This is a genomic window from Vibrio iocasae (assembly GCF_042245395.1).
GTDB lineage: Bacteria > Pseudomonadota > Gammaproteobacteria > Enterobacterales > Vibrionaceae > Vibrio > Vibrio iocasae.
Genome location: NZ_CP145310.1, coordinates 759,401 through 784,243 on the forward strand (window position 1 = coordinate 759,401; position 24,843 = coordinate 784,243).

Annotated in this window: 31 protein-coding genes; 10 read left to right on the top strand and 21 right to left on the bottom strand. The window is 44.6% G+C overall.

What is annotated here, in order from left to right:
* Nucleotides 1–83 precede the first annotated feature (83 nt).
* Nucleotides 84–287, top strand: a complete 204-nt coding sequence (locus SNR28_RS03450) for a hypothetical protein (protein WP_375749631.1) — start codon at nt 84–86, stop codon at nt 285–287.
* 70 nt (nt 288–357) lie between these two features.
* Here the strand turns inward: SNR28_RS03450 and SNR28_RS03455 are convergent, their stop codons facing one another.
* On the bottom strand, nt 358–1,977 hold the full coding sequence (locus SNR28_RS03455; protein WP_375749632.1) for a sigma 54-interacting transcriptional regulator: 1,620 nt from the start codon (nt 1,975–1,977) through the stop codon (nt 358–360).
* 235 nt (nt 1,978–2,212) lie between these two features.
* On the opposite strand from SNR28_RS03455, the gene SNR28_RS03460 reads away from it, so the two are divergent.
* The 4 genes from SNR28_RS03460 to SNR28_RS03475 are packed head-to-tail and all read left to right on the top strand — an operon-like array spanning nt 2,213 to nt 5,407.
* Complete coding sequence (locus SNR28_RS03460) at nt 2,213–3,628, top strand: reductive dehalogenase (protein WP_375749633.1); 1,416 nt, start codon at nt 2,213–2,215, stop codon at nt 3,626–3,628.
* Between the two features lie 15 nt (nt 3,629–3,643).
* Nucleotides 3,644–3,949 (top strand): hypothetical protein, encoded by a 306-nt coding sequence (locus SNR28_RS03465; protein ID WP_375749634.1) that lies wholly within the window; start codon nt 3,644–3,646, stop codon nt 3,947–3,949.
* A gap of 40 nt (nt 3,950–3,989) precedes the next feature.
* Nucleotides 3,990–5,294 carry an FMN-binding protein gene (locus SNR28_RS03470; protein WP_375749635.1) on the top strand — a complete coding sequence of 435 codons (1,305 nt, stop codon included), beginning with the start codon at nt 3,990–3,992 and terminating at the stop codon, nt 5,292–5,294.
* Nucleotides 5,240–5,407, top strand: a complete 168-nt coding sequence (locus SNR28_RS03475; protein ID WP_375749636.1) for a hypothetical protein — start codon at nt 5,240–5,242, stop codon at nt 5,405–5,407. The genes SNR28_RS03470 and SNR28_RS03475 overlap by 55 nt, the downstream gene beginning before the upstream one ends.
* 100 nt (nt 5,408–5,507) lie before the next feature.
* On the opposite strand, the gene SNR28_RS03480 is transcribed toward SNR28_RS03475, so the two are convergent.
* The 3 genes from SNR28_RS03480 to SNR28_RS03490 are packed head-to-tail and all read right to left on the bottom strand — an operon-like array spanning nt 5,508 to nt 8,061.
* Nucleotides 5,508–6,233, bottom strand: a complete 726-nt coding sequence (locus SNR28_RS03480; protein WP_375749892.1) for an amino acid ABC transporter ATP-binding protein — start codon at nt 6,231–6,233, stop codon at nt 5,508–5,510.
* A 22-nt stretch (nt 6,234–6,255) separates the two neighbouring features.
* Entirely contained in the window at nt 6,256–7,203 is a 948-nt protein-coding gene (locus tag SNR28_RS03485) for an amino acid ABC transporter permease (protein WP_375749637.1), read from the bottom strand.
* Between the two features lie 60 nt (nt 7,204–7,263).
* Complete coding sequence (locus SNR28_RS03490; protein ID WP_375749638.1) at nt 7,264–8,061, bottom strand: transporter substrate-binding domain-containing protein; 798 nt, start codon at nt 8,059–8,061, stop codon at nt 7,264–7,266.
* Nucleotides 8,062–8,317: 256 nt separating this feature from the next.
* On the opposite strand from SNR28_RS03490, the gene SNR28_RS03495 reads away from it, so the two are divergent.
* Nucleotides 8,318–9,232 carry a homocysteine S-methyltransferase family protein gene (locus SNR28_RS03495; RefSeq protein ID WP_375749639.1) on the top strand — a complete coding sequence of 305 codons (915 nt, stop codon included), beginning with the start codon at nt 8,318–8,320 and terminating at the stop codon, nt 9,230–9,232.
* Between the two features lie 106 nt (nt 9,233–9,338).
* Here the strand turns inward: SNR28_RS03495 and SNR28_RS03500 are convergent, their stop codons facing one another.
* Nucleotides 9,339–10,544 (bottom strand): aromatic amino acid transport family protein, encoded by a 1,206-nt coding sequence (locus SNR28_RS03500; RefSeq protein ID WP_375749640.1) that lies wholly within the window; start codon nt 10,542–10,544, stop codon nt 9,339–9,341.
* Between the two features lie 133 nt (nt 10,545–10,677).
* Nucleotides 10,678–11,664, bottom strand: a complete 987-nt coding sequence (locus tag SNR28_RS03505; protein ID WP_375749641.1) for a DUF3080 family protein — start codon at nt 11,662–11,664, stop codon at nt 10,678–10,680.
* A 95-nt stretch (nt 11,665–11,759) separates the two neighbouring features.
* Here SNR28_RS03505 and SNR28_RS03510 point away from each other — a divergent pair, with 95 nt between their 5' ends.
* On the top strand, nt 11,760–12,269 hold the full coding sequence (locus SNR28_RS03510; protein ID WP_375749642.1) for a lipocalin family protein: 510 nt from the start codon (nt 11,760–11,762) through the stop codon (nt 12,267–12,269).
* Between the two features lie 96 nt (nt 12,270–12,365).
* Entirely contained in the window at nt 12,366–13,139 is a 774-nt protein-coding gene (locus SNR28_RS03515; protein WP_375749643.1) for a substrate-binding periplasmic protein, read from the top strand.
* Here SNR28_RS03515 and SNR28_RS03520 read toward each other — a convergent pair.
* A complete protein-coding gene (locus tag SNR28_RS03520; RefSeq protein WP_375749644.1) occupies nt 13,128–13,595 on the bottom strand; it encodes a GNAT family N-acetyltransferase in 468 nt (155 codons plus the stop codon). The genes SNR28_RS03515 and SNR28_RS03520 overlap by 12 nt on opposite strands.
* Nucleotides 13,596–13,705: 110 nt before the next feature.
* On the opposite strand from SNR28_RS03520, the gene SNR28_RS03525 reads away from it, so the two are divergent.
* Nucleotides 13,706–14,611 carry a DMT family transporter gene (locus SNR28_RS03525; RefSeq protein ID WP_375749645.1) on the top strand — a complete coding sequence of 302 codons (906 nt, stop codon included), beginning with the start codon at nt 13,706–13,708 and terminating at the stop codon, nt 14,609–14,611.
* A gap of 1 nt (nt 14,612) precedes the next feature.
* Here the strand turns inward: SNR28_RS03525 and SNR28_RS03530 are convergent, their stop codons facing one another.
* The 3 genes from SNR28_RS03530 to SNR28_RS03540 all read right to left on the bottom strand — a co-directional run bounded on the left by SNR28_RS03530 (nt 14,613) and on the right by SNR28_RS03540 (nt 15,750).
* Nucleotides 14,613–14,930, bottom strand: coding sequence for a MazG nucleotide pyrophosphohydrolase domain-containing protein (locus tag SNR28_RS03530; RefSeq protein ID WP_375749646.1), 318 nt, complete (start codon nt 14,928–14,930; stop codon nt 14,613–14,615).
* A gap of 21 nt (nt 14,931–14,951) precedes the next feature.
* Nucleotides 14,952–15,413 (bottom strand): GNAT family N-acetyltransferase, encoded by a 462-nt coding sequence (locus SNR28_RS03535; RefSeq protein WP_375749647.1) that lies wholly within the window; start codon nt 15,411–15,413, stop codon nt 14,952–14,954.
* An 82-nt stretch (nt 15,414–15,495) separates the two neighbouring features.
* A complete protein-coding gene (locus SNR28_RS03540; RefSeq protein ID WP_375749648.1) occupies nt 15,496–15,750 on the bottom strand; it encodes a hypothetical protein in 255 nt (84 codons plus the stop codon).
* Between the two features lie 436 nt (nt 15,751–16,186).
* Here SNR28_RS03540 and SNR28_RS03545 point away from each other — a divergent pair, with 436 nt between their 5' ends.
* Nucleotides 16,187–16,378, top strand: coding sequence for a hypothetical protein (locus SNR28_RS03545; RefSeq protein WP_375749649.1), 192 nt, complete (start codon nt 16,187–16,189; stop codon nt 16,376–16,378).
* A 10-nt stretch (nt 16,379–16,388) separates the two neighbouring features.
* Here SNR28_RS03545 and SNR28_RS03550 read toward each other — a convergent pair whose 3' ends face one another.
* Genes SNR28_RS03550 through SNR28_RS03600 form a run of 11 tightly spaced genes read right to left on the bottom strand, consistent with a single transcriptional unit; the run spans nt 16,389 to nt 24,843 of the window.
* On the bottom strand, nt 16,389–16,823 hold the full coding sequence (locus tag SNR28_RS03550) for a EutP/PduV family microcompartment system protein (RefSeq protein WP_375749650.1): 435 nt from the start codon (nt 16,821–16,823) through the stop codon (nt 16,389–16,391).
* 16 nt (nt 16,824–16,839) lie between these two features.
* Entirely contained in the window at nt 16,840–17,199 is a 360-nt protein-coding gene (gene eutS, locus SNR28_RS03555) for an ethanolamine utilization microcompartment protein EutS (protein ID WP_375749651.1), read from the bottom strand.
* 13 nt (nt 17,200–17,212) lie between these two features.
* Nucleotides 17,213–17,761, bottom strand: a complete 549-nt coding sequence (locus SNR28_RS03560; RefSeq protein WP_375749652.1) for a BMC domain-containing protein — start codon at nt 17,759–17,761, stop codon at nt 17,213–17,215.
* 3 nt (nt 17,762–17,764) lie between these two features.
* Entirely contained in the window at nt 17,765–19,150 is a 1,386-nt protein-coding gene (locus SNR28_RS03565) for a 4Fe-4S dicluster domain-containing protein (protein ID WP_375749653.1), read from the bottom strand.
* Nucleotides 19,147–20,262: a 1-propanol dehydrogenase PduQ gene (locus SNR28_RS03570; protein ID WP_375749654.1), complete on the bottom strand. Its 1,116-nt coding sequence runs from the start codon at nt 20,260–20,262 to the stop codon at nt 19,147–19,149. The genes SNR28_RS03565 and SNR28_RS03570 overlap by 4 nt, the downstream gene beginning before the upstream one ends.
* Nucleotides 20,263–20,283: 21 nt before the next feature.
* Nucleotides 20,284–21,714 (bottom strand): aldehyde dehydrogenase family protein, encoded by a 1,431-nt coding sequence (locus tag SNR28_RS03575; protein ID WP_375749655.1) that lies wholly within the window; start codon nt 21,712–21,714, stop codon nt 20,284–20,286.
* A 2-nt stretch (nt 21,715–21,716) separates the two neighbouring features.
* Complete coding sequence (locus SNR28_RS03580; RefSeq protein WP_375749656.1) at nt 21,717–22,769, bottom strand: cob(I)yrinic acid a,c-diamide adenosyltransferase; 1,053 nt, start codon at nt 22,767–22,769, stop codon at nt 21,717–21,719.
* Between the two features lie 3 nt (nt 22,770–22,772).
* Nucleotides 22,773–23,060 carry a EutN/CcmL family microcompartment protein gene (locus SNR28_RS03585; protein WP_375749657.1) on the bottom strand — a complete coding sequence of 96 codons (288 nt, stop codon included), beginning with the start codon at nt 23,058–23,060 and terminating at the stop codon, nt 22,773–22,775.
* A 3-nt stretch (nt 23,061–23,063) separates the two neighbouring features.
* Nucleotides 23,064–23,579: a PduM family microcompartment protein gene (pduM, locus tag SNR28_RS03590; protein WP_375749658.1), complete on the bottom strand. Its 516-nt coding sequence runs from the start codon at nt 23,577–23,579 to the stop codon at nt 23,064–23,066.
* An 11-nt stretch (nt 23,580–23,590) separates the two neighbouring features.
* Complete coding sequence (locus SNR28_RS03595; RefSeq protein ID WP_375749659.1) at nt 23,591–24,244, bottom strand: phosphate propanoyltransferase; 654 nt, start codon at nt 24,242–24,244, stop codon at nt 23,591–23,593.
* A complete protein-coding gene (locus SNR28_RS03600; protein WP_375749660.1) occupies nt 24,241–24,843 on the bottom strand; it encodes a BMC domain-containing protein in 603 nt (200 codons plus the stop codon). The genes SNR28_RS03595 and SNR28_RS03600 overlap by 4 nt, the downstream gene beginning before the upstream one ends.

Here is a 24,843-nt window from a genome sequence, read left to right on the forward strand (position 1 = left end):
TTGCATAAAATTCTCCGATTTCATTTCGATTTAGTGCTAAGCGTCGTGTAGATGCTGGTGATAGCACATAGGGAGGATTGAGGATGAATAGCGCAGAAGCAAGAGAAGAATTTAAACGCGTGGTCGATGATTTAAAATCACGTGGAACTTACGCAGGGGAAGTTGAATACGGACCGGAAGGTGATTGGCTTGGTATGGTTTATGAGAAGAACTACAGCTATAGCGATTATCGAGAGCAGGTTCAGTATGCAAGGTTAGTTTACAACGGCAGGACATCGTTTAAGTGATTGCCCTGCGTCACTTTATGTAGCTATTGCCCCAAAAAATATGGCTGTTATTAATTAACCAGACTTTCTCTCAACTTATCTGATACAGCGAAAGCTTACGATAAAGCGTAGAGAGCGCAATACCTAGCCCATCTGCTGTGGCGTGCTTGTCCCCATTGTGATAGTCGAGCGCGGCTAATATATGTTGCCTTTCAACTGCCTCCATAGGCATTAGAGGGTTTGAGGTATGTTGCGTCTCTTTTACAGTAGTCAGCTCTGGCGGAAGGTCGTCAGTTTCAATCCACTCTCCCCGACATAGGGCAACCGCATATTCAATAGCATTAGTTAACTCTCGGACATTACCGGGCCATTGGTAATCCATGAGCTGTTTTATCGCGCAACGAGACAAACCAATAATGGGCCGATTCATATCGACGCTCAGTCGGTGGAGGAACAGATTCGCAATGGGAAGAATGTCTTCGCGTCTTTCTGAAAGGCGTGGCACTTTGAGTTCAATAACACGTAAACGGTAGAAAAGGTCTTGTCGAAAATGGCCTTTAGCGACCTCATCGTTCAGGTTGCGGTTTGTGGCAGCAATGATTCTTACATCCAGTTTTCGTGGAATGTTTTCACCAATGCGCTTGATCTCCTTTTCTTGAATCACCCGCAACAGTTTGACTTGCATACTAGCGCTGATTTCGCCTATTTCATCCAGAAAAATAGTGCCGCCATTCGCCTCTTCAAACAAACCCGCTCGGGCTCTGTCCGCTCCCGTAAATGCGCCTTTGGTGTGACCAAATAATTCAGCTTCTAGCAGGGTTTCGCTAAGTGCTCCACAGTTAACGGGAATAAATGGACCTTCTGAACGGTTGGAAGCTTGATGAACATAACGGCTGATATGTTCTTTACCTGTACCGCTGTCACCACTGACCAAAATAGTAGAGTTCACTTCCGCAGCCCTTTTTGCGATATCGATCAGTTTTATCATCTGAGGGCTACGGGCGATAAAACCCGGAATAGGATCGATTGGATTTTCAAGGATGGCTAACTCGTTTCTTTTGGCAGCTAATCGTTGTTCTAGCTCTTGAATCTGTTGTTCTTGCTCGGTCAGGGTTTGACTGATGCTATCCATTTCAAAATAGGGTAGGTGCTCATCCAGTCGATGATCCCAGAACTCTTTAAAACGTCCTTCCATTTCACAATGAGAATCACCTTTGGCAACGCACTTGGTTTCGATGAAGTACATTTCACGACCACGCTTAAAAGTCTCATAGCCCGTTGCAAAGCCAGTAAGTGTCCAGCAGCTTCCTTCGTTGGCTGGCCCCAGCAAATTTAAATGTTGCTCCGCCTCATAGGAGTTGTCCATCTCTGAACGGATAACCAGTTTCTCGCTTTGACCATCGATAATCTCATGATGGGTGGTATTCACAATGCCAAATACCCTGTGCAGGTGTTCTCCGGCTTGCCCGTCCTGTAACAATTCCGGGAAGTCGTCCTGAAGCATTTTTGCGGTGCGCCATCCATGAGCAAAGCCAAAGCGAGTGAGTACCTTACGAGCTTTGTCGTAACCGAAGGTATCCACCAGTTCTTTTCTTAGAAGACCCAACGCCAGTGCATCAAGAATCAGAACCCGCTGTTGCATAAAATGTATAGAGGCGTCCTGACTGGATTGACTAAGTAAACCGTCTAGTAATAGCTCTTCAACTTTCATAAAGCACCCGTGATTTCCTGTTTTCGGAAATGAAATTCCTATTATCGGAATTAGAGCTGCTCTCTCACCGTAGAACTGAGATTTTGTTCATAAAAAACCTTAATTTCAGTGTGGTATATCAATTGCAACTACCCCTTCAGAGTTACACGAATAGAGCTGTCAATCCCGATAAATAACGAATAAATCAGGGATAAATATCAGCATTTTTAAGTCCGGAAAAATAAGGAAAAGCAGTATGACTAAGTACCATTCGACGGTAGGTCGACGGGATTTTATGAAAATGTTGGGGATGGGAGCTGCTGGAGCTGCCACACTGGGTGGAACGACGAAGGCATTTGCGGATCTGGATGAGATGATGGATTCGCCTTACGCAGAACGTAACCTTCCGTGGTGGGTGAAAGAAGTCGACGAACCAACAATCGAGATCGACTGGGATAATATGGAGATATTCCCCGGTCCTCATAAAACACTGTTTAACCCTGCAAGCTGGCCGAACCCTGAAGACTGGGTGAAAATCCGCGACCAGAACATCATTAGTACCACCGAAAAAGTAAAAAACAACGAACCGGGTTATTCGCTTCGGGACCGTGCACTTGCGGATGCTAACTGCTGGGGTTGGGGAACCAATACAGCTATCGATCCTTCCTGGACTGGCCCTGATGTTATGGCAACGGACAAGTGGGAACACCCGACCATGTTCTATGAGCCAAAAGACTTTGGTGTGCCGCGTTATCAGGGGACACCGGAAGAGAACTCTAGAATGCTTAGGGTAGCAGGTCGTATTCTGGGTGCTGCTGATATGGGCTTCGTAAAACTGAACGATAGAACGAAAAAACTGCTGTATGGAAACATTCGCTTTGAGAATGTTGAACGCGGTTATGATGCCAAAGATGGTACTTTTGTTCTTCCTGATAAAGACCTCTGGGTTATCTGTGCGGTTATTCCACAGAGCTTATGGATGGCGCAGTACACCGATCGTATGAGTTGGGCTGCGGCGAACACGGCCGCTTACTCTCGCGCCAATATATATTCTAACCGTATCAATGTATTCCTTCGCGGTCTTGGCTATCAGTTCTACGGCGGTAACACAGGCTCTGTAGGCCGAAGCGTTCCTTTCGGCATTATGTCTGGTATGGGTGAATATGGCCGTGCAGGTATTCTGGTGAGCCCACAATGGGGTACAAACTTCCGTACAGTAATGTTAACTGTTACCGACCTTCCTTTGGCAGAAACCAAACCAATCGACGCGGGTATTCTTGAGTTCTGTAAGACCTGTAAGAAGTGTGCGGAGATGTGTCCATCCGGTGCAATTCCAACTTCGGATGAACCTTGGTGGGGTGGTGATAAACCATGGCAGGCGAAGGGTTATAAGGGTTGGTATCAGGATGCTCAGAAGTGTTACTCCTATATGTTAGGTGGCGATCCCGACTGTAGCCGTTGTCAGGCCGTTTGTCCGTTTACCAAGTTTGATGAAGCTGTAATGCACGACCTTGTGCGTATGTCTATCGCTAAAGCCCCAATGCTTAACGACACCATTCGTAAGCTGGATGATGTGTTCGGGTATGGTGAAGAACCGTCGTCGTCGAAATCTCCTTGGGATGTGGATCCTATGGATATTCCTCTGTTTGGTATGGATAGATCACGCTCATAAGGTAAGGAGATTATTATGCGTTATATCAGTTGGGACTGGTTTTACTATGTAATTGTTGGTTTCGTTTTAGGTGGAGGAGCCGCTTATCTTCATGCTTACCTTAGGGTTCAGGCTAATAAGTTTAAATGGTATGAAACGGCTCTGACGGTCATCATTTTTATTACCGTATTGTTTATGGCCCAAACCTTTATTGGTTCGCTTTACGAAGGTGAAGAGCGCGCAGCATGGCTGACACTTCTGTTTATGGGGATTCCTACTTTCGTTATGGCGTTTGGAGTTTTCCGTTCATACACCAGAAGATTAACGTCTGAAAGAGGCTAACTAGTTTAGCAACTATAGATTCTAATACGTTGTACATGTTATGAAACCTGAACAAATCATTGCACAACAAAGGCTTGAAGAGGATGGCGCCCCAATGGGGCGTCAAAACCAAATCAGGTCGAAAGTTGGCAAAAAGAAAAAAACAAAATCCCTTAGTAAGAAAACCAAAGAAAGGATGATTGCGGTTGCCTCGATTGTTCTGATTGTGATCGCCTGGTTGATTGGTGATTATCGTCAGAATATGGATATAGAGCCGTATCTCTATCAGACTTATCCGGTAACTCAGAACATAGAGAAAACGGAGAACGGAAATTTCGCCGCATATGCAGATGAGCAGCTATTGGGTTATATCTCAGTGGGACAGGGAAGTGCTTATGGTGGCCCAATTCAAATGGCTGTCGCTACTGACCTGGAGGGCAAGGTTATTGGCTTGTCCGTAGTACGCCACCTTGAAACCCAAAGTTTCTTTGACCGGGTTGAAAGGAGTGGGCTGATTGCTCGCTTAGAAGGCAAGAGCTACAAGGATGCATTTAGTCTTGGAAACGATGTAGATGGAGTGAGTGGAGCAACTTATACCTCCCGTGGTATCGCAGATGCCGTGCTCGCAGGTTCCAGGAAAATTGCGCAAAGTGAGCTCAACCTTTTTGTACCACCTCAAGAGCCGCCTAAACTTGTTTTTGGGGTACCTGAAATAACGCTAATTGCTCTGTTTGCACTTGGAACCATTGGCCGGAAGTACTCAACTAAACATACCATGAAGCTCCGCTGGATTAGTTTGTTAACCGGTATTGTGGTGCTCGGATTTATCTATACTAACCCGCTCACCATATCGTTAATCAACAAGATGCTACTGGGCTTCTGGCCTGACTGGCATACCCACCTCTACTGGTACATGCTGCTTGTCGGGATCATATTCTCCCTGACTGCATTTGATAAAAATGCCTATTGCGAATGGTTCTGCCCGTTTGGTGCAGCACAGGAGTGCATGGGGAAAATCGGGGGAGCAAAAGCACCTAAAATACGACGCTTTAATGCCCATCTGAAATGGCTTCAAAGAAGCGTTGCTCTTACGGCTGTTATCGTTGCTCTGGTTTTCAGAAATCCGGGGATCAGCAGCTACGAAGTGTTCGGTAGCTTGTTCGACCTGGAGGGAAGCATTCCGCAGTTTTGGCTAACGGGTACTGTGTTACTGCTGGCGCTGGTTATTCACAGGCCCTGGTGCCGCTTTCTCTGTCCGCTTCACCCCATCGAGGCGTTTATCAAACTGATTAATAACTGGGTAAAAGAATCATGGCAAAACGTACGTCACGCAAGAAAAAAGACAGCAAGTCAAAAGAGCCACTAATCGTTGCTTTTGTTGTGATTAGCTTTGGGCTGATTATGTATGAAGTGGGTCTGAATGTGGCTAACGAACTTAACGCGGCTGAGCATATGAAGGTACTTATGGCTCAACGCTAGTGTTTGAGTTTTTGTAGGGATTATTTCGGTTGTCCGGAAAGGCTGATAGGGCATGCATTACTACACCCTATCAGTCTCTTTTTGGGCCTGTTGACCGCAATTACAGAATACTGGACAGGAACTTCTGTAGTCTTGGATGCTCTGGATTATCAAAGAAGTTTTCCGGGCTATCGTCCACCAATAGTTCACCATCTTCCATAAACAGAACTCTGTCGGCTACTTCTTTGGCAAAGCCCATTTCATGGGTAACTACAACCATTGTCATGCCTTCCTGAGCCAGTGATTTCATTACGTCCAGAACTTCCCCAACCATTTCAGGGTCAAGTGCCGAGGTTGGTTCATCGAACAGCATGATGTCTGGCTTCATCGCCAGGGATCGAGCGATGGCAACACGTTGCTGTTGTCCACCGGACAGCTGGCTTGGGAATACATCTTTCTTATCACCGAGTCCAACGCGGGCAAGCAGGGCTTCCGCTTCTGATTTAACGTCATCTTTCGCTCTGTTTGCCACTTTCAAAGGAGCCAGCATCACGTTATCGCGAACAGATAGGTGAGGAAACAGGTTAAACGACTGGAACACCATGCCGACGTTTTCACGCAGAACGTTAATATCCGTGTTCTTGTGGTACATATTGATACCGTCGATTACGATGTCGCCACTACTGATCTCTTCCAATTGGTTCAGTGTTCTTAGAAATGTTGATTTACCTGAGCCTGATGGCCCAATGATAACCACTACTTCACCACGTTTTACTGTTGCAGAAACACTCTTTAAAGCATGGCACTGATTAGGGTAAATCTTATCTATGTTGGTGGCGATGATCATATCGTCGCCTCTGAATTCTGGTCTAGTCACTGCTTGCTAACCTCTTCTCAATTTTCTGAACACCAAACGACAATGTTGAGGTAAGTACCAGATATAGCGCTGCTACAACAAACCAGACTTCAAATGATGCGAAGCTACCAGCGACGACTTCGCGTCCTGCTTTGGTTAAGTCGGTAATAGAAATAACTGATACCAGAGAAGAGTCTTTGATGAGGTTGATTAGCTGACCAGCCATTGGTGGCAATGTACGTTTAAATGCCTGTGGCAAGATAACGTAGATCATCGCTTTCGGGTAAGTCATACCCAGAGATCGAGCAGCCTCCATCTGGCCCGGTGGAATAGACTGGATACCAGAACGAATAATTTCAGCAATGTAAGCTCCAGTGAAAATCGAAAGGGCGGTGATACCAGCTGTATAACGGTCCAGATCGAAGACAGTACCCAAGAAGAAATAGACGATAAAAATCTGCACCAGTAGTGGTGTTCCACGTATGATTTCCACGTAAATCAATGCGAGATTTTTACTCATTGGATTGGATGAAATCCGCATTAATGCAGCTACAAGTCCAATGATAATGGCAAAGAATAGCGAAATAACCGAAAGCTTCAGGGTCATGATTAATCCCTGAATAAGTACACCTGCACTCTGCTGTTCGGTGCTGGATAACAAATCACCTTCAAATAGCAAATCGCCTTCGGCAACATGGACTTGACCCGTTGATTCGATTAGTTGTGCAGGGTCACCATTGTCAAACTCCACAACCAATTGTCCCTCAGCATTTAAGGCGACCATTCCGTCACCAGACGCAAAGGCTTCGATTGGCGAGTTATCAATAATATAGGGAAGAATCCTGCCCCACTGCCATGTGTAGTTGATTTTCTGAGAGGCGGTATAAATACCATAACCGATCAGAAACAGTGCTAAACAGAACAGTAGATGCCAAATCCACGAATTCGATTTCTTTTGCATAAAAACACCAAAAAAGGAGGTCAGGGAAGTTCCCCGACCTAAGATAAAGATTTATTTGAATTATTTAATTTGTTTTAACCAGGCGTCGCTTTTGAACCACTTGTTATAGATGCGGTCGTATGTGCCATCACCTTTAATCTGACGCAGGAAGTTGTTCAGGAAGTTCACCATATCTGGATCGCCTTGCTTAACAGCCCAACCTAGTGGCTCATAAGTAAACGGTTCCAGGATCACAGCAGTCTTATCTGAGTTTTGAGAAGTGAAGATAGAGACAAACGGCATGTCATAAACCATCGCGTCTGCTTTGCCGTTAATGACTTCCATCGCCGCATCGGTTTCTGTTTCAAATGCGTTGTATTGCGCTTTTTTCAGCATACGCTTAGTTACCTGCTCACCTGTTGTGCCCAGCTTACTTGTCACTGTGTACTTAGGATCATTCAGGTCTTTATAGCTCTTGATCTTACCTTCATGTTTTGGATTCAGGATTAGGGACTGACCTACGATGATATATGGGTCTGCAAAGTTCACTTTCATGTTGCGCTGAGCGTTGATTGTCATACCTGCCATGATCAGGTCACATTTGCCTGTGATAAGCGCAGGAATAATACCGTCCCATGCAGTGTTTACAGGTACGTACTTAACGCCCATCTGCTTAGCCATTACCTTACCAAGATCGATATCAAAACCGATGTAGTTACCATTTTTCGCTTTCATTTCGAATGGCATATAACCTACATCGAAACAAGCTCTTAGCTCACCAGACTCAGCGATACCGTCAAGAACTTCACCAGCAGAAACATTTGCTGAAAGTAGAGCAGCTGCGCCCACTGCTAATAATTTTGTTGTCATTTTTTTCATTTATTCACACATCCGTATTGTTGTTTAACCTGTCTTAATGAATTGTAATTCACTTATGTCGCATGATTATGCCATAATAATTGCGTTTGGCTACATTTATATTCTAGTCAGTAAGTAGGTTGAACAAATTTTGTGCGCCGTGAACACCATTAATTGGAATAAGTTAACGAATTGTTAACAATGTTCGAGGGTGATTTGTAGTCCCAAATACCGTTAAACTAAGCAAAAATAAAAAAACAAAAAATGAGAAATTCAGATGGAAAATAATAAGGTCACAATTCTTGATGGCGGCATGGGAAGAGAGCTGGAAAAACGAGGAGCACCTTTTCAACAACCAGAGTGGTCTGCATTGGCTATGATGCAGACTCCGGAAAAGGTTTGTGATGTCCACCGGGCATTTATACAAAGTGGTGCACAAGTCGTTACAACCAACAGCTATGCGTTGGTTCCATTTCATATTGGAGAGGAACGTTTTAAGAATAGTGCGCTAGAGCTTGCGGCTCGCGCTGGAGAAATGGCAAAGAAAGCTTCGGATGCTGAAGGTGGAAAGGCTTTGGTTGCAGCATCGATTCCACCTCTGTTTGGCTCATATCGTGCCGATCTTTATCAGCCGGATAGAGTGGTTGAGGTAGTTACTCCACTTATAAAAGGGCAAGCACCCTATGCAGATGTATGGATTGCTGAAACACAGTGTCTTATTGAGGAAACTCTTGCTGTTTATGAACAGGTTCGGAAACTCGATAGTTCGGATAAGCCGTTTTGGGTGGCTTTCACCGTTGAAGACAGCACGGACACTAAGGAGCCGCAATTGCGTTCCGGTGAAACCGTAAAGCATGCCGTTGAGGAAATGGCAAAGCTTGATGTGGCTGCGATTCTATTCAACTGTAGCCAGCCAGAGGTAATGGAGCAGGCGTTGGTTGTTGCTCGTCAGGTACTGGAAGCAAACCAGAAATCGGATGTTGAGCTTGGCGTGTATGCGAATGCTTTCCCACCAACAACACAAGATGAAGCAGCGAATGATGGTTTGAGTGAAATGCGCGAAGATCTAAACTTAGCTACATACACAGATATGGCAGTTAAATGGTCTGAATGTGGTGCAACGATTATTGGTGGCTGTTGTGGGATAGGGCCTGAATATATAGCTGCGTTGAGTGAACGTTTCAGTAAGTAGTTGTTGGGACTAATGAAAGTGAAACAGGCACATACTGTTATAAGTATGTGCCTGTTTTTGTTTATACGCGATTTACTAGTAGATTGAAGTCAGTTCACCTAACTTTCTATCCAAGTGCAGGCAGTACTTCGGCAGTAATTAGAAGCTGAGCTGAGATAATCACTATTCCAAAACCAGCGACAAGGACCAGCCCGGCCCGGCCACCTTTCACTTCATATGAACCACTATATGTTTCATCTGCTCTTGCCTTTTTCACCATTGCAACCGGGAGGAAAATGGCGAGTATCACAAGTGCAATCGCCGCATAACCAAGTGCCATAATAAATCCTTGCGGGTAGAAAAGAGCGAAACACATTGGCGGCACAAAGGTTACAAGTGCAGAGATAACTCGGTTTTGGTTTTGTCCTTGTTTACGCAGCGTATCTCCCAGGTACTCAAACAGGCCAAGGCTAACACCGAGAAAGGATGTAAGTAGTGCCAGATCAGCAAAGATACCAATAATCTGACCAAGCTTCCCAAAGTGAATCTTATCGGAAAGAGCGTTAATTAAACTTGTTAGTCCGCTATTGCTGTATAGCTCTTGTTGGCTAATCACTCCAAGGGTAACGATTTGCCAGAATAAGTAGATAAGCAAAGGAATCGCAGATCCAATCACAATCGATTTTTTAAGAGCGCGAGTGTCACCTTCTAGGTAGTTTACGATGGCCGGGATACTGCCGTGAAATCCAAATGAGGTAAAGATAACAGGGACAGCGGCAACGATAAGACCCTTCTCCAAAGGCATATTCAGTAGGTAAGTGCCTGTTACATTAGGTGCCAGGAAGAACAACACAGCAACCATGGCTGCAAGCTTAGTCGCGAATAAGATTCTATTTACGCGATCGACAGTGCCAGTCCCAATGGTCACGATCAACGCAACTATTAGAGTAAAGATAACGGTTGAGGTTTGGTTCGTTAATGACATACCAAAAAACTGCTCTAAGCGCTGACCAAACTGAGCACCTCCGCCCGCGATATAAGCTGCACATAGCGCGTAAAAAAGAAATAACATCGAGATGCTAGCAACCCACTTCCCTTTGTCGCCGAGAAACTGTTTGGCAAGAGTGTGAAGCGTTGCATTTGCAGGCGCATGTTGGTGAAGTTCCAGCATAAGCAAGGCGGTATAGGTCATCAGTGCCCACAGAACAAACATGATACTAAGGGATGTGAAAAAACCGATACCTGCAGAGGCGAGGGGAAGCGCGAGCATGCCAGCGCCGATAGTAGTACCTGCTATGATAAGCGTACTTCCCAGAACTTTTGAGTTGTTCATTGTAATTAATTCTTTACATTGTCTGCTAGAGTGATGTGCGAACAATATATGATCATTACTTAGGTGGCAATATGCTGTGTAAAATATTGTTGTCAGGTCATGTAATAAAATATTTACGTCTCGTGCTGTTTTTCTAAAGGCTCTTGCCACAGCGCTGGAAGGTAACATTCCAAAAATCAACGTGGTCAAGCACTGCTTTTCGAAACTCTTTGTGAGCATTGCTGTAAGTCGTGTCCAAGGGAGGGCCATATGGAGCAACAAGCTCATCAATATAAGGGCCCAGTTCCGAATAGATTTGGTCGAGCTTACTTAAATAAGGCTGTATTTCTCCAACGAAAAACAAGTTGAATACATTGGTAGTGTATTCCAGCCTTTTCCTACTATGATGCTTTACACAAACAATTCGACGAGAGTTTTTCCAAAGCATGTCTGTGGTGCTATTGAGCCAAAGCGAACTTCTTTTTAACGAGTAGAGTAACGGGCCGATAATTCGGGTCTTATCGATATTTTGTTGATGAGGAACAACTGGTAAAAGGTTTTGAAAGTCCGAATAATTTCCTCCTAACGACAACGCTTTTAAACCGGGTTCCAGACTGGCGACAAGATTGTAATCTTCATCGGTTAACCAACGAGTTTTAGACAATTGCTTACGTACTTCATCAGATTGTGTAATAAGGTTGTGCCAATGATGAGGAAGGTGTTCGGTTTTAACTGTTTTTAATTCGACTAATGTATTGCGTTCTTTTTCAGAGAGTTCAGTCGAGTTCATGCACATATCCAATGTCTTTAACAACGTGACCTGATAATCAAAATTGGCGAACTGATCCTGCACCTTGCCTAAGCTCGAGTTTTTCTCTGCAATCACATTGAACAAACCACATTGTCGGAAACCATAACTTTCAAGTAAGCCCATTGAAACGCGCGGCATTTCTTTACGCAAACTTCGCTTATCAGCAATTTTTAAAGTGATCTTTTTAGGGGTAGCAACAGTATCTACTTCTAGGACGTTACTTAGTCTGGATAGGTAATTTTCAAACATATCGTCTTGTTCTGCATCTGGTATGCATCCAGTTAATGCAAGAGTAAGTAATATGCTTGTAGTCACAGTTTTCGACAGCATAGTCATCTGCCTTGGCTAAATTATAACTATAGTACGTTTCCTTCGAACATTTAGATCACCGCCCTTGAGTTGCCTACATATTTCTAGGAGAGAAAATGAGAAGTGTAATTTTGATGCTAACGGTTTTTGTTTTGACAGGTTGTCTCGGTATGCCTGAAAACCTAAAGCCAGTTAATGAGTTTGATGCCAGGCAGTATATGGGCAAATGGTATGAGGTAGCTCGTTTAGACCACAGTTTTGAGCGAGGGCTTAGTAAAGTCACCGCTGAGTACTCTCTTAAAGAAGATGGAGGGATATCTGTTATTAATAAAGGTTATTCTGTGGAAGAGGAGAGTTGGGATCAAGCGGAAGGCAGAGCTTATTTTGTTCGGTCTGAAAGCGAGGGTTACCTGAAAGTGTCTTTCTTCGGTCCTTTTTATGGTTCCTACGTGGTCTTTGAACTCGGTGACAACTACGAATACGCCTTTGTTTCCGGTCCAGATAATGATTACCTCTGGTTGCTGTCAAGGTCTCCTGACGTCGACGAAAGTGTGAAGAATCGATTTTTAAACCTATCTAATGAACTGGGTTTTAAAACTGAGAACATTATTTGGGTTGACCATTAATAAGTGTGACTCAAGTAAAGCCCTAGTTAATCATGTTTCATATTAATATCCATGTCTGATATCTTTACCATATGCTATTTTGATATTCAGCGTGTAATGAAGCAGTTAATAGTTGCCATATTGTCGTTGTTGATGTTGTCCGTTCAGTTTGCTCGTGCGGAAGATACTCATACCCGCGAGTTATTAATTGTACGAGGTGATGGCGACTGGCCCCCACTAGAGATGGGTGTAGATGGCGTGAATGAAGGTTTGCATTTTGATTTGGTTCGAGATGTAGCAAAACGTCTAAACATCAAAATTCGTTTCAAAAGTTTCCCTTGGAAACGTGCAATTGAAATGGTGCGTTCTGGAAAAGCAGACGCCATTACTTACATGTCTTATACGCAAGAGCGAACAATATTCGGCATATTTTTGGAAGATAATATTCTCTCGCACTCCGATATTGCACTTTTCACACTCAAAGAAAACGCCGACAAAATTAAATTTACCGGAAATCTGAGAGAACTAGAAAACTACTCGATAGGTACTCTCAAAGGGTACGCCTACGAAGATGAGTTCGATGCTGCAGATTATCTTGAAAAGGATAATTTGTCTGCCCATGAAAAGCAGCTGGTGCTAAAAATCGTAAAGGGGAGATTGCCTATAGCAATAGGCAACGTAAGCGATATCAAGTATTTCGCTAAAGAACTGGGTGTCGGTGATCAGATCGCGTTCCTTGAGCCCCATATTATTGATAAACAAGCAAACTACATTGTTTTTTCTAAGTTGAGAGATGACGGAATTGCTCGCCTATTTGCTGATGAAATGAAGAAATACAAGCAAACTCAGTCTTATCAAGATTTGCTTCAAAAATATGGTCTAAACGACTAGTTTCTCCATAACGAAGTTTGTAAATATCTCACCTCTAACTTTTATCTGTTGCTCTTCTATTACGTTAAAACCAAAGTGTTCGAAAAAGGGCCGGGCAGTAATACTTACCTGAGCATAGTAGCGTTTAATTTGATTGGACTTTCCTCTATCCAGAATTTTATTCATGAGCGCTTTTCCAACCCCTACGCCCTGAAATTCATGATGGCAAAAGAAGTGATCAATCAAACCGTCTGATTGGAGATCTGCATAACCTACAATCTGACCATGATATTCAGCGACAAAAGGTGATAGCGTCTCTAGTTTATTCGCCCATGCATTCATATCGAACGATTCGGGTGCCCATGCTTTTACTTGTGCGAGAGAGTAGTGACGTATATTAATATTGCGCACGGTATGGAAATATATATTCCACAACGCAGTTGAGTCTGACTTTTGATAATCTCTGATTGTAATCATGATGTTGAATTCGTTTAACCTCTGGATAGTTCGATAGAAGCGTGATTAAATCGTGCTCGTAATCAAAGTTATACCGGAAAAATAATAATATTCAAAAAGGAACAATAATTGTGGCTAGCGCAGTATTGGAGAAAATCACCAGAAATAAAGCTGTTTGGGTATCAGTAATCCTGTTGGCTTTACCACCCCTGTTTTGGGCTGGAAACTTCATTGTTGGTCGTTCTGTTCGGGGTGAAATTCCCCCAGTCTCCCTTTCATTTTATCGATGGTTGATTGCCGCAATCATTTTGCTTCCGTTTACTTACCAGAAAATCAAGAAAGATTGGCAATTATATCTGCAGTCGAAATATCTTGTTTTCATTTCAGCCATCTCTGGAGTGAGTGCGTTTAATACCCTTGTTTATCTCGGGCTGCAGTCGACCAGCGCAAATAATGGAATGATTCTTAACGCTTTTATTCCTCTGCTTATTAGTGTCATAGGGACGGTTTTGTTTGGTTTGCGTTTAACAACTAAGCAGTGGGTTGGGGTAGCGATATCGTTAACTGGCGTAATAACAGTGATTACTCAAGGCGAACCACTTTCGTTGCTTTCCTTTACGTTTAACCCGGGTGATTTGACTGTGATCGCTGCAATGTTCTGTTGGGCTATCTATACGCTGGTTTTAAAGCGTCTACCAGCCGAAATAGATCGGGTTGGGTTGATTGCTGTTCAGGTTCTTATTGGTCTTTTTGCGTTATTGCCGTTTTATATTATGGAAACTGCGTCAGGTATTGCTACTCAATGGAATCAGCACGTTATCTTCAGCCTGGTTTATGTCGGACTGGTACCTTCCGTGCTCGCGTATCTGATTTACTCTGCCTGTGTGGAAAGATTAGGCCCAACTAAAGCGGGGCTCTCAACCAACTTATTGCCAGTATTTGGCATACTGCTTTCAGCGTTGTTTCTTGGAGAGAGCCTCTATATGTATCAATTTGTGGGTATGTTCATGATCTTTATAGGTATCAGCTTGAGCTAACTTAAGACCATTTACGTTTTTTGTTTTTCTCTTCCTTGTCGAGAAACGCTTTTTCCAAATTGATATCGTATCGGTTAGCAATAGAGCACAGATAGATAAAGACATCAGCGAGCTCACCACTGAGCTCGCCAACTTTTGAGTTTTGATCAATCGCGATGCCTTCTGCTTTTCGAACCGCTTTAAATAACTCACCGACTTCTTCACCAAGCAATAAGCATTTCTCTTTGGCGTTTTGCTTAGAGAAACCTCTTTCTACCTCCAACTCAGCTACGTATTGTTGAAAGTCGGTTAGTGTGGGTTTTTTCTTTAACTCAGGCACAAGTTATCCTTTTAGAATTATTTAGTTAGCCAAACTCAAAGTCATAAAGCGGCTGTTTGGGTCGGGTTTATAATCAGCGAATGGGTCACAGTAACTAAAACCAAACTTTTCGTATAAAGCTCGCGCGGGTTTAAAGTAATCTTCAGCACCCGTTTCCAGGCTGATGCGCTGGTAACCTCTTGAGGTAGACTCTTCAAGGATGTGTTGCAGCAATTTACTACCGACACCAGATTTACGAGCGATGGTTGTTGTTCGCATTGATTTGATTTCAGCAAGCTCCTGAGAGTGTTGTTTTATGGCAACACAACCCATCAGTTTTTCATCAAGCCATGCGCTAAAGAATGTAATTTCCGGAGATTTGAGTTCGTCGATGTCCAGAGCATGCACACTTTCCGGTGGTGATGTCGCGTACATGTCGGCAAGGTGCTCTTCCAGGAGTGCCAATACTTCTCCGCCAGAAAGATCATCTATTTTGATTTCCATATCTATGTTTTCTCCTCTTGTCGTTGTTATGGCAAACATAATGCCTTGTATTTTCTTTCGACACCAGAGGATAAATAATAAGCTATTTTTCTTGGTCGAGTCCTTTTAACAGGGCATTCGCTTTGGTTTTTGCGGAATCCTGATAGACGTCAAACGCATCTTCTTTATTTCTACCGCTTAGATACAAATAGCCGTGGATAATCAGCATAAAGAAGGAAATGACAACGACAAGTAGAGGCGCCAGACCGAACGACTCTATATTAAGCGAGTACAGACCAGCGAGCAAAAACAGCCCCGATATAATGGCAATGGTTTTGCTTCTTGTTGATTTATTCATTAGTAACCTACTGATTTGTTTGATGTACAGAGGTTACTGAGAATGACTTGCGCATAAATTGAGCTGGGTAACAAAATCTAGATGCACTTAACTTGAGGACCCAATATAGCCGCTCAAGGCATTAAGATATATATCAAAACTGAGCGCCCCAACTCGTAGCTTCGAAAAATTAGAAGTATTAATTCTAAATAATCGTTTTTTACGAACCTTAGATAAATAATAAAGTTGAGTTTATTGCTTTTAAAAAACTGTGTTGAATAAGTTTATTGTTTTATCTCTCCCCCGCCAGACAAAAGATCTTGGTGTTACTTAGGTACCAAAAAAGATGACAGAATTTGCGACATGTTACTCTGTTTTTAAAACAAATTTAGGGTACGCACTTAAGCTAAAGAAACTACCTAATGGATCTTATGTTAGCCGGGATGGTATGACATTAATGTCGATTTCCGCTTTTAATCAAAACTTTAAACATGACTTACCTGTATCTGAAACGAGTATGGCATTAGTAACATCTGATGTCGTTAGTGTTCGAGTACCTGCACACGTTGATGATGAAGGATATAAAAAGGAACGAGCGTTCCCTCTAGAAGAAATTGAATCCTATCTGAGTGTGAAAGCAGCGAGTTAACTTCATTTCACTATTCCCAACCCAAATAAGATCTTAAAGGCTCAATTCCTTTTCCTTCTATAGCGGAGGTCGTAAATATCTCGCTAACACCTGCTGCATTGAGAAACTCACAAGCTCTTTCAGGGTTGTTTTCATTTTTATCAGACTTGGTAATGACACCAATAACTGGCCGGTTGAACACCTGGGCGAAAAGGGGAGCAAAGATGCTGTTATCGGTTTCGGCACTTTGGACTAGTGCGACTACATCTGAGTCGTAGGAGGTATTGATAAGCGCACTGTAGAGGCGAGGGTTTTCCAGATACTCTCCCGGTGTATCAATCGCTGAAAAACAGAAATCCAACGACTGGGTTTTTTGGTATTGAATAGGCTGGTGGGTAAGAGATTGTATAAGCGTTGTCTTACCACATTCGCTTTGCCCCACCAGCATGACACGTTTTTTACTCATTGATAACCGTATCGCTCTAGGTTCTGGTTAGCTGGCAGGAGCTGAACTTCATCATATCCCCCAACGTATAGATAACCTGCTGCAGAGCGTACTCCACAGCAGATACATCACCAGTGATGACCACAGAACCGGTAAAGCGATCCACAAAGCCAAGTTCAACCGCACCTGATTTGGTCGCGATGTCGCCAGCAATGATAGACGCTTCGCTTGGGGTGATGGTCATGATCCCAATCGCATTACCGGAATTGCCATTTTCAGTCGTCAATCCAAGCTTTTTAAACAGGTTTTTGTTTGGGTTGGCAATCAGGTGCACCAGGGTAATCTGTTTACCCGGTACGTATTCCTGAATCACTCTTTCCTTGTCATCACTATGCATGTCAAACCTCGGATTACATTAACTGTTGCCAAAGTGCAGCATCTGGTTTTGCAATCACGCTGTTTTGAACCAGCAAGCCTTTCTCTCCGGCATCTTGAGAGGCGTTAGTTACCGCTGCTTTCACATCGGCAATATCACCGTTCAGCACCATGTAACATTTACCACCAATGCCGAATGCCATATGAATGCGAACCAATTGAACGTTAGCGGACTTAACAGCGCGGTCTGCGGCAGTAATACAAGCGCCAACACTGTAAGTTTCTACCACACCGATGGATTGTTTCTTCGGCACTTCGTTAACACCGCTGAGCGCTGGAAGAATCGATGCGTGAACATTTGGGATAACAAAGTGATCCACTGTCATATGTTCACCGGCTTTTCTGCCATTCTCGACCGCTTGTTTAACAGCGCCGATTTCTCCGCCAATCATCACAATGTATTTGCCGGGACAAATCGTTTTTGTCACAAGCAGACTGACATTGGCACTTTTAAGCATGACATCGCTTACCTCGATGCCGCGGGCAATACTGGATAGCTCTACCAGACCAATTGCGTGATACATAATTTACTCCCTGATAATTGTGATAGCGGAATCGCTGATATTGCTGATAGTGCCATTGATACTGGCGTGAATTGAGACACCCAAGGCGTCTTCATCTGGTTGGGCGATACACTGGCCTAGAACGACTTTGTCACCTACAGAGACAACCGGTTTTGAAGGTGCGCCGATATGTTGCTGTACTGGGACAACGATTTGTTCTGGATGCCAATCTAGCGGCTCTAAAGGCGCTGACTTTGCATACGACTCGATATTCAGCTTAGAGACAAGACGTTTAACCGGAACCATCCGATATTGTGCCATTGGGTCTGCAGGTCTTAGTTCGCCTTCGTATCTCGCTCCTTGTTCACGCAATTTCTTTTTCAGAATCTTGTTTACGCGCATTGGGGAGATATCAACCGGGCAGGCGTAGGCTTCACATACGCCACACTCAGAACAGGTCAGGGCGGACATCAGTACAGAAGGCTTAGCCACATTCTCATAGCTGATTGCTTTTACAAGCTCACTTGGTGGCAGTTCATGACCAATAAGGTGGCGAGGACAAAGCTCAGTACAGAGACGGCACTGTTCACATACGGTTTTCGCCATATTAATTACGCTCTGGTCAGACTGCTTTTGTCTTCTTACCAGAATATGATCATCCGGGAATACCAACAGGCCGCCAGTCGTTTTGGTAACCGGAGTAGAAAGATCTTCTACTAACTTACCCATCATCGGGCCACCCGAGATGAAAGCCGGATTTGGAACAGTAGCGCCACCGGCTAAATCTAGTGCTTCCTGCAAGGAAATACCGATAGGCACAGTAAGCGTTACTGGCTTAGCTACAGCCCCGTTAATGGTCAGCGTACGATGAGTAACCGGTGCTTCACTTTCAAGCGCATCGGCAACCTGAATCAGAGTCTGAACGTTGTTAACCATCACGCCAACCGATGCTGGAAGTGCGCCAGCGGCGACTCTGCGTCCTGTCGCCATCCAGATCGTAATCACTTCATCACCAGCCGGGTAAACGTCCGGAAGAATATGAATTCGAACATTTTCAGGAAGAAGGGGAGTCAATGCATCTATGGCTGGTTGATATTTCTGCTTCAAAGCAATCACGCCTTCTTTGGCGTTGGTCATTAACATGCCGTATAGCAAGCCGCGAATAAGTTTATCCGGAGTTTGTGCCATTAGCTGTTGGTCAACTTTAAGCATAGGTTCGCACTCAGCAGCGTTAACCAGATAGATTTCCGCCTCTGCCTGCATTTTTACGTAAGTTGGAAAACCCGCGCCGCCTGCTCCCACGATGCCTGCATCACGGATTTTCCTGATTAGTTCCGGCTTGTCGAACTGGCTAAATGTCTGCTGTGTCAGTTCTACATTTCGGTCAGCCGTTTCTAAGAATGGAGTCATAGTACTGCCTCGAATAATTTCCGGATTTCATTCTCTGAAGCCCGGTATGGATTAGTTTCAAAAGTCTTATCTGCCTGCGCTGCTTCAACCATGTCAGGCAGTTTTTCCCTCAATTGACGGTGAGCAATACCGTTGGCTCTTAATGAACTTTTAATGTGAATTTCTTTTTGAAGCTGTCGAATCTGATAGATAAGCTGATTTACTGCTGCGTTCTCGTTGATGCCTTTAGGACACAGTTGACAGAACTTGGCCAAACGGGCATATCGCTTGCGAGCCCGTATATCTTTGGCATTCAGACGAATAGAGTGGGGAAGCAACATCGCATTAGCGAGGCCATGTGCCATATGATATTGCGCGCCCAACTGGTGAGCCGCAGCATGATTAACCCCAAGGCCAGCCTGAGTAAATGCCATACCTGCCATCGCAGATGCGTTATGCATCTTTTCACGTGTTGATAAACAAGAACCATTTCGGAATGCAATAGGCAGATATTTAAATACGATGTACACCGCCTTTTCAGCTAGTGCATCGGTGAAGTCATCCGCATCGACTGACACGTAAGCCTCTATAGCGTGAGTCAGTACATCCATTCCGGTATTTGCGGTGATGTTTTCTGGCAGACTCACTGTCAGCTCAGGATCGAGAATGGCAACATCAGGGAAAATACTCGGATGGAAAATCGGATACTTTTTACCTTGTTGGTTATCACTTATCACTGTAGCTGATGACACTTCTGAGCCAGTACCGCTAGTTGTCGGGATAGCGATACAGCGTTCCAGATTGATGTTCTGGTTCTGAGAGGCAAAAAAGTTCATCGCTTTTGCAGCATCGATAGCAGAGCCACCCCCAAATCCGATAATGATTTGCGGTTTAATCTGCTGAAGTTGTTCGATGCCTTTTACGACAGTTTCAATATCTGGGTCCGGAGAGATCTCGGAAAAAAGATAGACCTCATTTTTCGTCTTAAGCTGACTTTCCAGGCGAGCAAAAAGGGGACTGCTCGCCAGAAAACCATCACAAACAATCCAGATTTTCTTATCACTGAACTTGTCCAGATAGCTTAAGCTGCCAATGCCGCTGTAAACTTTAGTTTTGACTGAAAAATGGGCCATATCTTAATCCTTGTCCAGAGATTAACGGATAGAGAATCCGTTATGCAGAACGCAACGTCTTGTACGAGCAAACGAGCGAGCTGACGTGGTTCCTTCACCTGTTGGTGTCGCGATAGTAAAGGTGTTAAAGCTCTCTGCACCTACACCGATACCGCCGTAAGAAGGGCCGTTTTTAACGAAGATCGACGTCTGCATTAACTGCGCAACCTTGTTCAGACGCGAAACGTTCTGAGAGTGCATAATCGCTGTGTGATGCAGGTTGTTTTCGATTTTCAGAGAAAGCGCCAGGCCCTCTTCGAAGTCTTTTACACGAACAATAGGAAGTACTGGCATTAACTGCTCTTCAATAACAAATAAGTCATCCTGAGCGGCTTCGAAAATAATCAGTTTTGGTTCGTTTTCCGGAACATGTAAACCAGCAGCTTCAAGAATAGTGGCAGGGCTGCGACCAACCATATTCTTATTAACAGCGCTGCCGTTGAAACAAGCACTGCGAAGCTTTTCAATGTCAGCCGGGTCAGTCAGCAGATGAGCACCAAACACTTTCATCTGTTCGATCAGACGTACCGCTACACTGTCGATAACCACAACCGATTTTTCTGCGATACAAGGGACGTTGTAGTCCAGAGATGCACCGGCAACAATGCTTTGAGCTGCAGTTGTGATTTCCGCTGTTTCGTCAACAAGACAAGGAGGGTTACCTGCACCCGCACCGATCACTTTTTTACCGGTTTTCATTGCTGCATCTACAATACCCGGGCCACCAGTTACTGCCAGAAGTGCAATACCCGGATGAACCATCATTGCCTGAGTCGATTCAAACGTAGGCTTAGCTACAGTCACGATAAGGTTTCGGATACCACTCGCTTTAAATGCAATCTCTTCCAGTTTCTCGATTAACCACAGTGAGACCAGTTTTGCGCCTGGATGTGGACAGAAGTAAACCGTGTTACCTGCTGCCAACATAGATATTGTGTTGTTGATGATGGTTTCTGTCGGGTTAGTACTTGGAGAGATAGAACCAATCACACCAAAAGGTGAGTACTCAAACAGAACCATACCGTCATCACCAGTCAGCGCTTCTGTCGTTAAATCTTCAACACCTGGGGTGTTTTCAAGGGCTGCCTGATTTTTCAGGATCTTGTCGTGCGTGTTACCCATCCCAGTTTCCGCTGCTGCGTCGGCAGACAGTTTAGGAATCAAAGGAGCCACTTCCTTACGGATAGCAGAAATAATTGCCATACGTGTCTTTAGAGGACTCTGGAAATAACGCTGATACGCTTTTTGCGCCGCTTCTACTGCACTGTCTACATCACTGAAAATGGCCGCTTGTTCGGTCGCGCTAACGGCTGATGGCGCTGCGTCAGAAGTTTTCGCAACTGGTGCAGCTTCCGATGATAACTTTTCCACCAGTATGTTTCGCACAATGGCTTCTAGTTGGGTTGTATCCATTTCTATTTTTCCTCTAACTCTAATCCGTCAATGGCAGCAGTGGCGATTTCGATATCCTGCTCAACAGAGCCACCACTGATACCAATTGCACCAATTATTTTGTTGTTGTAATAAAGAGGAAGTCCTCCACCGAACGTAACAAGCTGTCCTTCGCTGATGGCTTCCAACTGATAAAGATCGCTGCCTGGCTGAATTAAACCGGGTAGCTGGTGTGTCGCACATTTAAGTGCAATAGCTGTGTATGCTTTTTTAGGTGCCAGCTCTATGCTTGCTAACAGAGAGTCAGGCATACGATAAGTGATGATCAGATGACCATGTTCATCCATCACCGAGATAACCACAGGTACATCGATTTTCAGCGCTGCCCCAACAGCTTGCTTCAACATCTGATGTACGCGGATAAACCCTAGCGATGACGGATCTTCAACGGGTGGTTTCATTTTTGTTTCGCCTGGTTCTGATTGCTGATTTTCCGTATATGAGCCTTCAGAAACGGCTTGCTGGTATTTCTCAACCACCGTATTTACTAAGGCTTCTGTATAAGCGATGTGATCTTCTAACCTTGATACGGCATACAGAAAATCTGACATACGGTTCAGGTACTTAAGGGCAACCGGACGAACGTTAGTTGTCTGTGTCAGCTCAACAAGGCGACGTTCCGCTCTACGAGCGATGGTTCTTGCAAGATGCAGACGACTACCGGATTCAGTTGCACCGGGCAAAACAAAGCTGTTTACCGGTGGTAGGGCAGACATGCAACGATCGACCGCTTTTTCAAGCGCTTCAATATCTTCAATTTCGACAAAGCGTTGCTGCTTATTTTTGCCGTTACCAGAGTCAGCTACCTCAGCCCCAAGGTAAAACAGCTGGTGCTGGATCTGTTCCAGAAGCTGGCGGTTGTACTCATCTTTTACCGATTTTTGGGCAAAACTCAGGCAAGAGTTCAACTCATCAATCGTGCCGTAAGTATCGACTCGTGCATCGGCTTTGGAGACTCTAACGCCACCGATTAAAGATGTTTGGCCTGCGTCGCCTTTTTTCGTATAGATAGCCATGACTTACACATCCTCCTGATAAGTCAGCGAATCAACGATACCAACAATGGCAGCATCAACTGCATCACCCATACCGTCGATAGCAAGACGTGCTGAAGAGCCGCGAGTCACAAAAACCAGTTCCCCTTCGCCCGCACCAACGGAATCAACCGCAATTTCATCAGATAGGTGCGCATCTTCGGGGAAGGAGCCATCGCCACGAATAGGGCGGATAATCAGCAGTTTTTTGCCAATCAGTGATGGTGATTTTTGAGTGGATACAACGGAACCAACTACTTTTGCTAATTGCATAATCTACTCCGCCTTAATCAATTTAATTTGACGCTGAATCAGCGTTTCATTTGCAAGGGCTGTGACTAACGAACCTGAAGGCGTTAGCAGCCATTTGCCGTTTAGACCCACTACCATGGAGTAATCAATAACCTTGCGTGTAGTGGTGTGAACTTGTTGCCCTAACTGGTCAAAGTAAGTAACCGGTAAGCCGGATAAACGGGTAACCGGTATTCTGGATAGCAGATTTTCATGAATGCTGATTTGAAGGCTCATACCGTATGAGATTGCATCCATTACCGTTTTCACCGCTTTGCTACTGTCGTCAGCCATAGCCAGCTTGCTCAAAAAAGAGAGGTCGGCCAATGAAATAGATAGCACGCTGTATCCGGTATAGATGGACGGTGAAAGGCCTTCACCCAGAGCGGTGATATTGGTTTTAAAAACCGCACCTTCGCGTTTTTCCAGCATCTTGATGACTGCTTCAACAATCATCGAGACATCGGGAGCATTCTTACACTGGTTGGGGCTATAACTCACTTGCTCGCTCCTTACTCAGCTGAACCAAGTAAAATCGCAAATGCAGAGTTGTTACCTACATCTGCAGCATTTGCTTCGTCGGTATCAATGTGCATTTCTAAAACCAACTCAGGAGCAACACGAATGGCAACATCATCAAATACGGTTTTACGCTGTGTTCCCTGAATAGAGACTCTTACGGTGTCACCGTGTTTTACGTTGTAGACCAGTGCATCCAGTGGTGACATATGAATATGTCTTACCGCTACGATAGCGCCCTGAGACAGTTCTATCTGACCAAATTCACTGATTAGGGTTACGCTCGGTGTACCATCCAATGCGCCAGACATGCGAAGTGGCGCTTTTACACCAAGAACACGCGCGTCTGTTGCTGAAAGTTCAACCTGTGTTGCGCTACGCAGTGGTCCAAGTACGCGAACGCGCTCCAGTTGTCCTTTCGGTCCTTTAACAGTTACTGTTTCTTCCGCGGCGTAATGACCTGGCTGAAGCAGCATTTTCTTTACTGTTAGGTCATTGCCTGGGAACAGCGCCTTGAAGTCGGGTTCCGACAGGTGGATATGACGATTAGAAATGCCAACCGGTATAGGGCGGTGACGCATTTCATCAAATACAGTTTCAATGGTTTCGCGAACCTGTTGCTCATTGATCGCTTTTTCGTTGATCATCTCTTCTTACCTTCGTGAATACAGTCTACGTGTGGTTCGCCTTTCTTACGCGGGCATGCAGGGTCCTGACAAAGATTGCAGGTTGCTACTCTTTGTTCCTCAACTGTTTCCGCATCTTGTTGTGGTTCAGTTTCTACCGGAGCGTTATCTTCCGGAGCTGTTTCCTCTGGGCTATCTTCTTTATCTTCTTCGAGAGCAACTTCTTCTAGATCAGCTTCTTCTGACTCTGTTTCCGGCTCCTGTTTTTCAGGCTCAGGTTCTGGTTTTTCCTCTTCAGGCTCCTGCTCCTGTGGTGCATCATCTTGTGGTGCTGGCTCAGGCTTTTCTACCGGAACCACACTAGCCAGAAGTTTTGCATCAGGGCGAGACAACACTTTCTGAGCAACAAAACCGTTGCCTTGCTCTGCCAGAGCTGCACCGGTTGCAACCGCAGCCTGAACTGCTGCAACATCTCCGGTTACCTTGATGGTCATCCAACCACCACCTTTAGCGGTGTCGATACCAACCATATTGATCGCTGCACATTTAGCCATTGCATCAGCGGTGTTTATCGCCAGTGCCAGCCCTTTAACTTCTAATAAACCGAGAGAAACTTTCAC